Here is a 13,343-nt window from a genome sequence, read left to right as displayed (position 1 = left end):
TTCACCTATGTGAATGGCCTTTTGTTTTACCATTATTATGTTGAAAATTGTGATGAGTCGCATGGTCAGGAGGATAAAACGATGGCTGAATATCAGGCAAGTACGGACGAAAAGGAACTTAAAATCAATGATTTAGCGAGTTTGGAACCACTGGTAAAGTCACGCATGGAACCTGGTGCGTTTGGCTACATTCAGGGTGGGGCAGAAACAGAGTGGACGATGCGTGAAAATACCGCGGCGTTTGATCACGCCCAGATTGTCCCTAGAGTACTGCGCAATCTTGAAAACCCAGACTTGCATACCAAGCTGTGGGACATGGAACTTAATACGCCAATGATTGATGCGCCGGCCGCTGCACATGGATTACTGCACGTTAACGGTGAGTCAGAAACCGCTGAGGCGATGGCTGATGAAGGCAGTATCATGTCGATTTCGACGTACGCAAATGAACGGGTGGCAGACATTGCTAAGGCTGGTCACGGTGGTCCGCAATTTTTCCAGTTATATATGAGCAATGATAATGGCTTCAACCACTGGATTTTGGATCAGGCAGTAGCATCAGGTGCGAAGGCCATTATATTAACCGCTGATGCGTCGCTTGGCGGTTATCGTGAAGCCGACGTGAAGACAGGTTTCTCATTTCCATTGCCGATGGTGAATTTGGCGGACTATTCTGCTAGTGACAACAGTGGTGAAGGGTTAAACATCATGGAAATTTATGCCAAGGCCAAACGAACACTGAGTTTAGCCGACATTGATGCTATCGCCAGCTATACAAAATTACCAGTCATTGTTAAAGGCATTCAGTCGCCGGATGATGCCATGCTGGCCATCGGTGCTGGCGCTAAAGGGATTTGGGTTTCCAATCACGGTGGCCGTCAATTGGATGGTGGCCCAGCTTCGTTCGACGTGTTGCCGGCAATTGCTAACGCTGTTAACCATGAGGTGCCGATTATTTTTGACTCTGGTATTCGTCGCGGCGAGCACGCTTTTAAAGCGCTGGCAAGTGGGGCCGACCTCGTTGCGTTTGCTCTCCCATTATTCTATGGCTTAAATCTTGGTGGTGTCGCCGGGGTTCGTTCCGTTATGCAGCACTTCAACCGCGAATTGCAGATCACGATGCAGTTGGCCGGAACCAAAACGATTGATGAAGTCAAACACAATCAGTTGATGTGGCGACAGGTTTATTAAAAAGTAACGTTGGTGCAAACAACCAGTGACAGTTGCAAACGAATGGTCCGATTGCGTATACTAGCCTCATGAATTTTTACGGAGGCAAGTCATGGCACAAAATGTAACAACGCAAACGGAAATTGATACGGCAACGACTAGTGGGCTGTCCGTGCTAGACGTTTGGGCACCCTGGTGTGGTCCCTGCAAAATGTTAGAGCCAGTATTGAGCCAGTTAGAAGACGATTACGATGGCAAGGTTAACTTTTTGCGGTTAGACGTTGATGACCACCAAACGATTGCGGAAAAGTACAAAGTCATGAGCGTGCCAAGCTTAGTGATTTTCAAGAACGGCAAGGCTGTCGAAAAGGTGTCCGGCTATTATCCTAAAGAAAAATTGAGCCGGTACCTCGATTCAAAAATTGCCGAAATGTAGTGCTTTCGCAGTTGATTTTATTTCAGATTGAAAAATTGACCTATTCCTTAATCTAAGGAGTAGGTCAATTTTTTGTTCAGTCGTCAGGTTCAATGACATTTTAATTCGATAAACCGACTGTATGCCGTTGCGCTGGCGCAAAACGCCGTTCCATGGGACCGGTCTCAGCCTCCTGAAGCCCGGAGTCTTCTACCTCGATTCAGAGCCGAAAAAACCACTCGTCTCTGAACTCGTCCTGTAATACTAGGCAGCCTAAACCCTGGCCGCCAAGTATTACCGACACGGAACTCTGTTTTGCGCCAGCTTCACTACTATAGATTGTTGTGTTCAATTTGATGTCGGACAGGTCATTAAACTCGTCAATTTGTTAGAAATGAAGTGGTTACACTACTTGGCTACTATATGAGCTGGAGGGCGTCGACCGTGATACAAAGCCGTGAAGGTAACGTTAATTCGGTGGGTTATCCGAATTTAGGTTACGGACGGTCGGACAGACTCGGTTTTTACGAGGCTGTCCGACGAGGTGAAAGACTGTGAACTGCGGGCTTGATCCGGTCCTACGGCGGCGTGTCACGGTCGACAACCGCAAGTGGCATCCAGTACAAACTTAAACGGATGCCTTTCAGCAAATGTCGCGAAAATAATCTGACTAACAATCAAAATATTAATTTTCACCAATGATTCACAGCACACCTCCGCCAGTTCACAGTTTCGTTTAGTTGGTGCGGTATAATAACGCCATTAAATGGGGGAATGTTTCCGATGGGTGAACAAAAACATGCAGTGCCGCAGCGGCCAGCCAAACAGGATCGGTTTATTCGCTGGCTGATCGGCGTTTTGTGCGCAGTGCTAGTACTAGCTGGCATCGTCATGGGCTGGGAAGCGAGTGAGCAAAAGCAACTGGGTCATGTGCAAGTTTCATACAGTAAGACACCGACACTTTTTGTCTCTGGTGACTACAGTAACTGGCTGACGTTTGGACCAATGAATGCGCGCCTTGAACGTTATGATATTGGTCAGGCAGTGTGGACGATTCACGTCGCTAAGAGCGGTAAAGCGACCATTGATAAACGCGGACCGCTTGGTAAACGGAATCCACTGATTCTTGTGCTCTTTGCGGATAACCACCACGCGTCACGTGAGGCACGGCAGCTAACTGGTGTGATGAAAATGCTGAAGCAACGTGAACATATAAATACAGTTAACATGGTCGGCCATTCATCTGGGGCAAACATTGTTTATCAATATTTGACTGGCAAAGCGGCAGACAAACGTGAAGATTATCCTGATACCGCTAAGTTCGTCAATATTGCGACGACGTTTAGTAAAGCAGAACAAAAAGCCGCGGATCGTTTTCCGCGGCACATCCAAGTGTTAAATATTGCCGGTGATTTGTTCGGCACCGGTGGCGATTTGGGCGTTTCCGTTAAGGGTGATCATAAACTAGGTGAAATGTTGGCCGGCCGGGTGGATGGTTATCAGAGTGAAACTTTGGTTGGCGGGATTAGTGTCATCCATTACCTGCTCCATCAAAATCCTCATGTTGATCGCGCAGTCACGGACTTCTTGTGGCAAGCACGATTTACGCCGCAAACGAATTATCCACGTTAGCGATTATTCGTCACACAGTGAGCGTTCAATCTGCGCGTGATCGATATGAGTGTCGCCCCAGTCGCAAATGGCATCCAGTAATGGAATGATTGATTGGCCCTTGGCGGTTAATGTATATTCCACATGTGGTTGGGCTGTTTGGAAATCGTGGCGTTCAATAAGATCGTCATCGGCGAGTTCTTTTAACTGATTCGTGAGGGTCTTGTGGGACACTTCGCGAATGTGATGCTGTAAGTCGGCGAACCGGCTGGTGCCCGTTTCCGCAATTTCATACATGATCATAATTTTCCATTTTCCCTGAATCAATTGCATCGTGGCGTCGAATTCGTTTCTGTAACGGGGATGAGTCGTGGTAGGGCGTGATTGCATAATTAAGTTAATCCTTCCAATTCGTAGTTACGTTAAGGTGCGTACTTCCTTTTTATCAATGTGCCCATTATACTTGCAAACGTTGATAAAAGGAATTTTGGAGGATTATTAAAAATGAAATCATTAGTTGTTATTACCGGTGCTAGTTCTGGCTTTGGTGAAGAGATTGCCAAACAGTTTGCTGCCGATGGCTATCCAATGTTGTTATTGGGTCGTCGCGAAGAAAAATTGGCCGAAGTTGCTAAGGACATGGATAATGTCATGATCGACACGGTTGACGTGACTGACTACGATCAGTTTGAAAAAGCTATTCGTAAGGCCGAAGACAAGTACGGTAAGACCGACTTGTTGGTCAACAATGCCGGATTGATGTTGCTTGGCAACGTTCAAAATCAAGACCGTAAAGAATGGCAAACGATGTTGGATACCAATGTGATGGGTGTGCTGAATGGTACGCAGATTGTCTTAAACGATATGCGTGAACGTCACCATGGAACCATTTTGAACATGTCGTCACTGGCCGGCAAGAAGACGTTTGTGAACCATGCGGCTTATGTTGCCAGCAAGTTTGGCGTTCACGGTTTGTCAGAAACCATTCGTGAAGAGAGTGCGGCCGAAAACGTGCGTGTCATGATGGTTGCGCCTGGTGCTGCAGAAACGGAATTACTGACGCATGTGACCAGCAAGTCTGCATTGTCAGATTACGAAAGCTGGAAGGAAACGATGGGTGGTATCACCCTTGATCCCGTTCATGTCGCTGAAACTGTGAAGTTTATGTACGACATGCCACAGGAAGTTAATATTCGTGAAGTTGACATTGCGGCTACACGCCAAGATGCATAAGGCATAACTTAATTCAAACTAAAACAAACACCCCGAAACTGAGTCTTGATAACTCACTTCTGGGGTGTTTGTTTTGCAATCAATGTGGATATTAATCGTGTTTACGTTTGCTAGAAAAAGGAATTGTTCCCAGTAAAACTAGCAGTATGGCACCTAACATTGCTGCCAAACGATTCTCGTGCATGCCTGTATTGGGTAATTCTTGACTGCGGTTATCGATTGGCTGACTTGTGTTGTTAGCTGCTTCCGATTGTGGTAACTGCTGACTTTGAGAGCTAGGTCCTGCCACGTTAGATGCAGCGGAGGAAGAACTAACAGCGGTCGGGAGTAAGCTAGTGGACTGGCTTGGTGTCATTTGATTTGCAGTTTCGCTGCCAAGCACATCGCTTGAATAATCTGGTACTTCAGAGATCGTTGGGTTATCGCCATTGTTGTCATTTGAGGAATCTGGTACTTTAACGTCTGGCTGCCCGTCGCCGTCATTATTATTGTCAGATGGATTTTGCCCATCTTCTTTCACATAAATATATGTGATTATTTGGTCTGTATTCGTAAATGTGCCGTTTGCGTTACCGTCAATTGTTGATAACGTGTAGCCATCGATATGCATAATGGCCGTTGCATAAGTGTCACCAACATTGCCAGATAGTATTTCTGTTGGGGCGATTTCAGTGCCGTCTGTATCAACGTACTTAACGGTAATATCGCCACCGCGAACAGCGTCTTTGGTATAAACATACGTGATGGTTTGATCTTCATCCGTAAATACGCCGGTTTCATTACCTTCAACGTGGTCAAATGTGTAACCATCAACGGGCTTAACCGACGATGTAAAGGAGTCCCCAATATTTCCCGTTAACTTTTCAGATGGGGCAATTTCATTGCCGTACTGGTCCGCATAAGTGACTAGAACATCAGCACCCTTAACAATATTTTTGGTGTAAACATACGTAACCGTTTGTAATTCAGTGGTAAAGGTTCCGTTAGCATTGCCGTCAATGCGGCTAACGCTATAGCCGGCTATTGGTTTAGGCGTAGTGGCATAAGCCCGGCCGACATCACCGTTAATGTGTTGTGCGTCTGCGAGAACATTGCCGTCTTCATCAACATAATTAACGCTGACGTTGCCCCATGTCGTTCGATAATATTCCATACCCGTTTGAAGCAGGGTGTTGCCATTCGCGTACTCGACGGCCGTGTACATTGGGTAGCCACTGACACCGTACTGATTGGAAATAATGATGTAACCAATGTTGGCATACTGTTTTGAGCCACTGATAACGTAATGATCGCCATCAATAGTTACAATGGGCGTGTCACTATTATAAGTTTTGTAGCCAGTTAAAATGGGTTTGCCATCGATACCAATGGTCTGGCTCGCGATGTTGATGTCGTCACCAGTTTGAGCGATATGAATTGGATTGGTATAGACACGATAATTATTCACTGAAAAAATACGAACGTTTGAAAATTTGGCAAAGTAAGAAAAATCTGAAAGACGCTGATTAGATAGGGACAGAAATAGGCCGTCTGGATTTGCCTGTGAAGCCTTGGTAAACATTGGATCTAATTTTAAGATTTGGTCATCACGCAAGCCGGTGGTATTCGTCATGGATGTTTTACCAACGAATTCGATACCCCAGTAATAGTCAAGTCCCCCAAACGTCAGGGAGTTCAACGCCGCAATATCAGCGTCAGTCCAATTACCGGCCCCATCTTGTTGAATGTCAAAAGCCGTGGTCATGTGGAGTCCTGTGAGCGGTACCAAAGAAACCCCGGGCTTAAGGTACACCAACAGTTGAACACCCCAGCCTTCTGGCAATTCGCGTAATACTTCAAGTCCTTTTAAACTCGTGATTGGGTTCACAGTAGTTGTCGGGATCAGGAGAATTGTAATTTCATTTTTATTGTGGGCAAACGTAATGTGGCGCACGTCACCATAAGTTAATTCACCTGAGGTTACTTGAAAAGCGTTCAACATGGCCTGCTTTAGCTGAGCGTCTTCAATGTCAACGATATCTGAATCCGCATGAGTAGAATCAGCGGTTATCGTTGCTGTGGTCGCCATGATTTGGGTGTTTGTTGTTGCGGGAATGCTAGCCGCCATCAGCGTTGCATTTCGATTTGAGACTGACGTGGATTCATTGGTGTCACTTGATTCGGCAGCACTGGTGACACTTGTTGCTTGTGTTGAAGGTGACTGATTGCTTTCAGAAGTGGCCGTAACAGACGATGCCCTTGTTTCTTCACTATTAATGGGCGTAACGGCAGGTGTTTTGGTCTCATCAGAGATGGTAGCGGATGCTGATGTTTTCTCAGAGGCGGCCGATGGGGCAGTCAAACTTGATGAAGTGGCTGAAGATTCAGTTGCCCCAGACTTTGCTTGGCTAGTAGTTGTGCTGGTCGGAGTCATGCTTGTTTGGCTATCCACTTGCGAGTTTTGAGGTGATTGGCTACTCTGCTGTTGATTTGGTGTTGTCAAAGTAACCGATGAAGATTGATCAGTACTGTTTTGAGATGCCGACTGTGTGATTGTGATTGTCGGATTGGCACTGGTGGTCGCTGCATCGACCTGTGTTAAGCCGCCAGCTTCGATAGCAAATATTGCAACACTTGCAGTGATCCAAAACTTGCCGGATTTGTACAATTTGTAGTGACATGCTGACATGTGTTTTGCTTTTTGTTGTAAGGACATTTATTAGACTCCTTGCTTATATACCTAGGGTTGACCGGTAATGAAACGTTTTTACAGCGCAAAGATAACACATGTCTTATTGTGCTTATTCGCAAATAAAAAAGGAAAGTCACAATTAATGCGACTTTCCTTTTCTCTTACCCGTTCAAACGGGAGAGGATATTATTAAGTTCCATTTTTCTAAGTTTACGTGGGATAAATGTGCCAAACTCATCATCGTTGAAGCCGACTTGTAAGATTTGCCGGTGGTCGTCAAATGCAATTGGCCAGCGGAGCATCTTTGGATGTTTGGCGATAACGTTGATCATTTCCGTTAGACCTAAGCTAGTCAGATCCATCACTTTGGATAATTCCTGCATGGTTAATGAGCGAGGGGCTAATAATTCATCGCAACCATTTTCACTAGCGGCCAAGAATTGTTTAACCGTGCTCGTCGAAAGCTTTTCACGGGTCTTGACGGATAAGTTATCTGTTGTGTCGATAGGATGTTCTTGGAAAGGAACCTTTTTATCCTTGAGCCACTTAACGGCCCGGCGGCATGAAGTTGATGAACCAATCGTGTAAATGTGTAGCATGTGCAGTCCTCCTCGTGTGGAAATTGTGAGTGTGTTTTGCAAACGACATGAGGGTCGTATATGTCTCACAATTTTGCTTAATCAGTAATGGAATTGTGTAATGTTATTCGTTTCTCTAATGATTACTATAAACAAAACTATTATAACTGTCAAATGGTTTTTATCACTTTTTTGTTATGTGAATATTGAAAATAAGGATGAAAGCAAGTGCGACAGGGGCTGAACTATAACAGAAAAATTATCAGGAATAATAAAAAAGATTAAGTACAGCACGTAAAAGTGCGGCACTTAATCTTTTAAATTAGCTCACAGAAACCTGATCATTATCAGGTTGTGCTTGATTAGGAACGTAATCATCGGGAGCATCGGTATTCATTAGTTTGGCGTAATGGGAAACCTTGGTGTTAATTTTTGCAAGCTGACGTTCTTTGGCGGCTAGCTGTTCTTGAGCACGGGACTGCTGCGTTAACATCATTTGGTAACGCTCAGGAATTGTCTCATCACCAGCTAACATCAGGTCGATGTAATGGTGTACTTCGGCAATCGGCATGCCTGTCGAACGGAAGCAACGAACTAAGTTGACCCATTCAACGGCATCCTCGTCAAATAGCCGATTGTTGTTTTCGTCACGTTTAACAAAAGGCAACAAGCCGTGATCATCATAGTAACGAATTGAATAGGTCGTCATGCCGAGCTTCTTGGCGACTTCTTGAACTGTGTACATGCAGCCACTCCTTTTCTAATGTTATTCATTAAGTTAATTATTTTATTGAATTAGCATTCACTATAGAAGCGCTGCAGTTAAAGGTCAAGTGTTTCGGGCTTGAAAGTTGTGATGGTTGCTGTACTTGCGGCCGTCAGTAACCTAAATTCGGGCAAACCACCGAATTAACGTTACTTTCACGGTCGGTATCAATGTTGACTTTCTTGTCTGGCATATGCGCAAGCTTCACGCGAAGCTATTTGAGTGTAGCCGCGAAGTTCACGAAAGTCGCTTGAAATCAGATTCAAAATTTCTGTTGTACCGTAGTTGCTAAGCATGAGAAATTAAACATGAGCCTCATTGTATCGAGCAGTCGTGGGATCGTTTTTAGTCAAACGACCAGCACCACGGACTAAGATCAGAATGGTAACAACCAGTGAACTAATGCCATAAATAATGAGGGATACAGGAATGCTGATAACGTTTGCTAATGTCAGGAAGACAAACTGACCTACAGGGGCACCAATCATCATGACTGTGCTTATGACGCCACCGGTAGCGGCCAGGTGATCATCTGGCACAGTGTTAATAATGACTGCGTTGAAGCGTGGATTGATTTTGCCTAGCAAGTAAGCGGTGCCGAAGAAAAGGACCAGCAGAATCCATAGGTTGTGGAGGGTCAACATGTCGATCGCAACTAGTACCAATAGTCCCATTGAAGCGGCAAGGAGGGTGACCATTGACGTGTTTTTAAGCATGTCATTAACGAACACTGCCCCCGCAATAGAACCAACGGAAAAGACGATATCGAGCAGTGCAATGGTGTAGCCGTAGTTGATAAACCAAAAGCTGCTCATGTGGAGAAAAATCAAGTTTGATAATGGATCGATGGCGGTACCTAGTAGGTTGACGGCCAACCCTGCAACAATCATAAATAATAAGAAGGAGTTTTGCGTAAATTCTTGCATTGCCAATTTGAAACTAGTGCCAAAACCTTCTTTTGCTTCACTGTTTTCCGCCAAGCGAGATGCTTTAGCGGTCAGAACAGATTTATGAACTTCAGATTCGGCTTGATCATATTGATGACGAGCAATAAAGAAGATTACGCCGGCAACTAAGAATGTGAGTGCGTCCAGTAAAGCGAACAGATCGTACTGATGGTGAAGTGCGACAATTAGTGTGGCACCTAGCGCTGAAGCCACAATCTGGACCAAACTACCAATGGCGGTGCCGATTGAAGTGGCTTCATTCATGTGTTCTGGCGCGACAATGTGTTTCATAAGTGGCGTGGATAGACTATTGCCGTAATCACCAAGTAGGCGGGCTATGATATCCAATGCCATGATGAAGAAGAAAATACCTTCTTTGGTTGAACGGCCAATCAGTGATGCGATGATCAGAAATAAGATGGTTTGAACAAAATACGAGAACCACATTGCGTGTCGTTTATTAAACGTTCGGTCGGCCAAATATCCGGTAAAGATGTTTGCTAAGGCGGGTATGACCCATGCAATGGAGGCTATGGAAACGGCCAGTGTTTTGAATGGCAGTGTGGCGGCGTAGATTAAAAAGACGATACTGTATAAACCACTACCAATTTGATCGATGATGCCAACGTTGACGAGCGTTCGAAACGCCCGGTTTGTTTTATATTCATGCATATGAATTCCCTCTTTCGTAGTGCTCTCTCTAATTGCTTTAAAGTATAGCGGGGGTTTCAAACGCGCTGTTGAAAATTTTCTTATATGATAATTTTAAATTTATAATGCCGTCCTTATGCGATTCTTAACGTTTGCGAAAAGGGCATTTTCAGCAGAATGTGCTAAACTATCAATATGAAAAATAACAATCAAGAACAACCAATGAGTCGCACACAACGGTATGATGCCAAGCAACGTGGTTCGATACCGCAATCACCACAACAACCAGCATCACAGGGATTCACTAAGCAAAAAAAGCCCCATGGATTTCTGAGCTTTTTGGTTGGCCTCATCTTTGTGTTAGCCCTGATCGTCCGTTTGACTGTGTTAAGCGGCACTTTTATGGAAGGGGCAATTCAAACACCAACCGTCATCAGTCGGGTGCACGCGGAAGTAGCCAGTCAATTGCAAGCTAAAAACTTGCCAACGAGTTTAGCAACAGACGATTTAATCAAAGCTACATTAAAGACTGGTACACGAGAAACGTATGCTGGTGAAAGTTTAGATTTCAACACGGCAGCTATGCGCAGTGCTGTTCGCGATGATGTGAATCAGCAGGCGTCGTCAATTGGATTAGCCGGAACTGCTGCTAGTGATGCCGTCGTCAACTTGATTAGTAGTCAGGTGTTGACCCAAGCTAGTGCTAACTACCACGACGATACGTTAGAATACTTTGCCGAACACGTGAAAGGTTATCAAATGTGGACGACGATTATCATTATTGTCAGTGGAATTTTGTGGGTCCTGTTGTTGGTCAGCAATCACCGTCGCCGCCGTGCTCGCCGTTTGAGTCGTAAGCAAGTTGCCTAAACACACGTTGTAACAGACATTACGGGAGGGGAGCACTTTGGAAACCAAGTTTGAAACGTTACCTGGTTGTCCGTTTTGCGAAAAAGCGGATAAGGATATTATTTTGCAAAACGACTTCGCTAAGGCGTTTTGGGATATCAAACCGGTTAACCCGGGCCACACTTTGATCGTGCCACGTCGCCACGTAGAAAATTGGTGGGGATTAACTAAGGACGAGAAAAACGCCATTGATGATCTTGTCGTCCAAATGAAGCAGATTTTGGACGAACGTTACCAGCCAGATGCTTATAACATTGGAATGAACCTAGGGGCAGATGCTGGACAAACGGTGTTTCACGCGCACGTTCACTTAATTCCACGTTACTATGGTGACATGAAGGTGCCAGAGGGTGGTGTTCGGAATCTGATTCCACGTAAGTTGAAATAAGTATTCGTTTGGATTTGAGAATTTTATGATAAGCAATCTACTAAATGGGGTAGGTTGTTTTTCTTTTGCAAAAAGACGTTATCTGATGATTGACCTATCCCTGACTTGAGGCAGTATACTGTGTCTGTAAACGAACGATGTGAGGAGGACAAATATGAAAATTGGGTTTATTGGAACAGGTGTTATGGGTGGCGCGATTGCGGCGCATCTGTTGGAGGCTGGCAATACGCTAACGGTTTATAACCGAACAAAGTCTAAGACTGACAAATTGGTCGCAAATGGTGCAACATGGGCGTCCAATCCAAAAGCAGTTGCCGAACAAAGTGATGTCGTCTTTAGTATGGTGGGGTACCCACAAGATGTTGAGGCCATTTATTTTGACGATGACGGTATTTTCGCGGGTGTTAAACCTGGCAGTATTGTTGTGGATATGACAACGAGTACGCCGACCCTTGCCAAACGGATTGCGGAGGCAGCGCCAGCACACCATGTAACAGCACTGGATGCGCCTGTTTCTGGTGGTGATATTGGCGCACAGAATGCCACTCTGACAATTATGGTGGGTGGTGATCAAGCCACGTTTGATAAAGTACTACCGTTGTTTAACCAAGTTGGCAAGTCTGTTCACCGGTTTGGCGAGGCAGGCGCTGGTCAACACGCTAAAATGGCCAACCAAATTATGATTGCGGGCACAATGACGGGATTGACCGAAATGTTGGTCTACGCCAAGGCAGCAGGGTTAAACTTGTCGGACGTGTTGGCGACCTTGAGTGCAGGCGGTGCGGATAATTGGTCGATGGACACGTATGTCCCGCGGATCTTCAAGCATGATTACACGCCTGGTTTCTTTGCGAAACACTTTTTGAAAGATTTGCGAATTGCGCTGGATGAGGCAGATAAAATGCACTTGAACCTGCCAGCAACTGCTGCGGCCAAACAGCTTTACGAACAATTGGTTGATGACAAACATCTGGGTAACGACGGCACGCAAGCGTTGGTCAAACTGTGGTGGGGTGAAGAAGCGTAGTTTTGTACGGAAATTTAAACGTGTTATCTTAACTTACCAACACGTTAACAAGAGCGTAAAAAGCGTGAAACGGAACGCAATTCAGCTTATTTTTTTGTTTTCGGGTTAAACTGACAGCATTAAAAATAAGAGGGTGACCGTTATGGATAAAGATCCGTTGGAACACTTCGATTACACGCCAGAAACATCCACATCGGAAGAAAAAATGCCTGAGGATCTGCGTTTGTCAGCCCAAATGACGGGCCAACCCAAGCGTCAACGTAAAGGACTGACCACTGGCGCCTTCGTCGTGATTATGACAATTGATGTGATTTTATTGCTAGTGTCATTAATCCTGGGCCTGCCAACTATGTTAGCTATCGCTGTTGTCATTGCGATTGTTGATGTGGCTTGGGGAATCTGGTTGATCCGTTAAAGTGTGAAATATGTAGATTTTTGTTGAAATATAACTGAACAATGTTAAAAGACCGCCAAGAAAAAATTACTTTTCTTGGCGGTCTTTTGTGTCAATTCCTAATATTGATAGTTTTTTTCGCTAATGTCACGACTCTAGTAAAAATCATGACATATAAAAATAATGGTTTACTAAATTGTGTACATTGTATCACTTTGCGAAATATAAAGACATAAAACAGCGTTCGTACAAAAGGTATAGGTCTAATAAGCGTTGTCACATCATGTGATGACGTTTTTTAATTTCTAAATTTAAAAACGAGCGATGCTTTTAAAAATTACATATTTAAACGTGAAAAGACTAAAACTATTTCGAATTAATTGGAAAGTCAGTCGTGTCAGGCATTTAAGACCCTATAAAGTCACTAATATTACTATTTTAATGATTTTATAAAACCCTCGATTTAAAATTGAAGTGCAACACCTGCTCTACTAGACCAGTTCTTTATTCAGACTAGTCAAAAAGGCCATGAAGACCTATTCTTAATTCACCACAAACAAGAAAGAGGTATCTTCATGACCCG

At 44.5% G+C, this 13,343-nt stretch carries 13 protein-coding genes; 8 read left to right on the top strand and 5 right to left on the bottom strand.

Annotated elements, in window-relative coordinates; translation table 11 throughout:
* Positions 1–81: 81 nt before the first annotated feature.
* The 3 genes from LDK34_RS05960 to LDK34_RS05950 all read left to right on the top strand — a co-directional run bounded on the left by LDK34_RS05960 (position 82) and on the right by LDK34_RS05950 (position 3,217).
* Positions 82–1,191: a lactate oxidase gene (locus LDK34_RS05960; RefSeq protein WP_236941563.1), complete on the top strand. Its 1,110-nt coding sequence runs from the start codon at positions 82–84 to the stop codon at positions 1,189–1,191.
* 91 nt (positions 1,192–1,282) lie between these two features.
* Positions 1,283–1,606, top strand: coding sequence for a thioredoxin (trxA, locus tag LDK34_RS05955; RefSeq protein ID WP_178943077.1), 324 nt, complete (start codon positions 1,283–1,285; stop codon positions 1,604–1,606).
* Positions 1,607–2,368: 762 nt separating this feature from the next.
* Entirely contained in the window at positions 2,369–3,217 is an 849-nt protein-coding gene (locus tag LDK34_RS05950) for an alpha/beta hydrolase (protein ID WP_178943076.1), read from the top strand.
* 3 nt (positions 3,218–3,220) lie between these two features.
* Here LDK34_RS05950 and LDK34_RS05945 read toward each other — a convergent pair whose 3' ends face one another.
* Entirely contained in the window at positions 3,221–3,586 is a 366-nt protein-coding gene (locus LDK34_RS05945) for a winged helix-turn-helix transcriptional regulator (RefSeq protein WP_178943075.1), read from the bottom strand.
* A gap of 114 nt (positions 3,587–3,700) precedes the next feature.
* Here LDK34_RS05945 and LDK34_RS05940 point away from each other — a divergent pair, with 114 nt between their 5' ends.
* On the top strand, positions 3,701–4,429 hold the full coding sequence (locus LDK34_RS05940; RefSeq protein ID WP_017261449.1) for an SDR family oxidoreductase: 729 nt from the start codon (positions 3,701–3,703) through the stop codon (positions 4,427–4,429).
* Between the two features lie 91 nt (positions 4,430–4,520).
* On the opposite strand, the gene LDK34_RS05935 is transcribed toward LDK34_RS05940, so the two are convergent.
* The 4 genes from LDK34_RS05935 to LDK34_RS05920 all read right to left on the bottom strand — a co-directional run bounded on the left by LDK34_RS05935 (position 4,521) and on the right by LDK34_RS05920 (position 10,063).
* Positions 4,521–7,124, bottom strand: coding sequence for a MucBP domain-containing protein (locus LDK34_RS05935; RefSeq protein ID WP_178943074.1), 2,604 nt, complete (start codon positions 7,122–7,124; stop codon positions 4,521–4,523).
* Positions 7,125–7,261: 137 nt separating this feature from the next.
* On the bottom strand, positions 7,262–7,699 hold the full coding sequence (locus LDK34_RS05930; protein ID WP_017261447.1) for a Spx/MgsR family RNA polymerase-binding regulatory protein: 438 nt from the start codon (positions 7,697–7,699) through the stop codon (positions 7,262–7,264).
* A gap of 301 nt (positions 7,700–8,000) precedes the next feature.
* Positions 8,001–8,423, bottom strand: coding sequence for a MerR family transcriptional regulator (locus LDK34_RS05925; protein WP_178943073.1), 423 nt, complete (start codon positions 8,421–8,423; stop codon positions 8,001–8,003).
* A gap of 323 nt (positions 8,424–8,746) precedes the next feature.
* A complete protein-coding gene (locus tag LDK34_RS05920) occupies positions 8,747–10,063 on the bottom strand; it encodes an MFS transporter (protein ID WP_236941562.1) in 1,317 nt (438 codons plus the stop codon).
* 201 nt (positions 10,064–10,264) lie between these two features.
* Here LDK34_RS05920 and LDK34_RS05915 point away from each other — a divergent pair, with 201 nt between their 5' ends.
* The 4 genes from LDK34_RS05915 (at position 10,265) to LDK34_RS05900 (ending at position 12,781) form a co-directional block, all read left to right on the top strand.
* Positions 10,265–10,912 (top strand): hypothetical protein, encoded by a 648-nt coding sequence (locus tag LDK34_RS05915; protein WP_178943071.1) that lies wholly within the window; start codon positions 10,265–10,267, stop codon positions 10,910–10,912.
* Positions 10,913–10,949: 37 nt separating this feature from the next.
* Positions 10,950–11,339, top strand: coding sequence for an HIT family protein (locus tag LDK34_RS05910; protein ID WP_161001577.1), 390 nt, complete (start codon positions 10,950–10,952; stop codon positions 11,337–11,339).
* Positions 11,340–11,493: 154 nt separating this feature from the next.
* Positions 11,494–12,366: an NAD(P)-dependent oxidoreductase gene (locus LDK34_RS05905; protein WP_178943070.1), complete on the top strand. Its 873-nt coding sequence runs from the start codon at positions 11,494–11,496 to the stop codon at positions 12,364–12,366.
* Positions 12,367–12,508: 142 nt separating this feature from the next.
* Complete coding sequence (locus tag LDK34_RS05900) at positions 12,509–12,781, top strand: hypothetical protein (protein WP_178943069.1); 273 nt, start codon at positions 12,509–12,511, stop codon at positions 12,779–12,781.
* Positions 12,782–13,343 lie beyond the last annotated feature (562 nt).

This window comes from Furfurilactobacillus milii (genome assembly GCF_021654115.1).
GTDB classification, from domain to species: domain Bacteria; phylum Bacillota; class Bacilli; order Lactobacillales; family Lactobacillaceae; genus Furfurilactobacillus; species Furfurilactobacillus milii.
This window is presented reverse-complemented; position numbering and strand designations above follow the sequence as displayed.

Excerpts from the sequence above, each read along its gene's own strand:
- LDK34_RS05920 (WP_236941562.1), bottom strand. The coding sequence starts at position 10,063 with ATGCATGAATATAAAACAAACCGGGCGTTTCGAACGCTCGTCAACGTT.
- LDK34_RS05940 (WP_017261449.1), top strand. The coding sequence starts at position 3,701 with ATGAAATCATTAGTTGTTATTACCGGTGCTAGTTCTGGCTTTGGTGAA.
- trxA (WP_178943077.1), top strand. The coding sequence starts at position 1,283 with ATGGCACAAAATGTAACAACGCAAACGGAAATTGATACGGCAACGACT.
- LDK34_RS05900 (WP_178943069.1), top strand. The coding sequence starts at position 12,509 with ATGGATAAAGATCCGTTGGAACACTTCGATTACACGCCAGAAACATCC.
- LDK34_RS05950 (WP_178943076.1), top strand. The coding sequence starts at position 2,369 with ATGGGTGAACAAAAACATGCAGTGCCGCAGCGGCCAGCCAAACAGGAT.
- LDK34_RS05930 (WP_017261447.1), bottom strand. The coding sequence starts at position 7,699 with ATGCTACACATTTACACGATTGGTTCATCAACTTCATGCCGCCGGGCC.
- LDK34_RS05905 (WP_178943070.1), top strand. The coding sequence starts at position 11,494 with ATGAAAATTGGGTTTATTGGAACAGGTGTTATGGGTGGCGCGATTGCG.
- LDK34_RS05960 (WP_236941563.1), top strand. The coding sequence starts at position 82 with ATGGCTGAATATCAGGCAAGTACGGACGAAAAGGAACTTAAAATCAAT.
- LDK34_RS05915 (WP_178943071.1), top strand. The coding sequence starts at position 10,265 with ATGAGTCGCACACAACGGTATGATGCCAAGCAACGTGGTTCGATACCG.
- LDK34_RS05945 (WP_178943075.1), bottom strand. The coding sequence starts at position 3,586 with ATGCAATCACGCCCTACCACGACTCATCCCCGTTACAGAAACGAATTC.
- LDK34_RS05935 (WP_178943074.1), bottom strand. The coding sequence starts at position 7,124 with ATGTCCTTACAACAAAAAGCAAAACACATGTCAGCATGTCACTACAAA.
- LDK34_RS05925 (WP_178943073.1), bottom strand. The coding sequence starts at position 8,423 with ATGTACACAGTTCAAGAAGTCGCCAAGAAGCTCGGCATGACGACCTAT.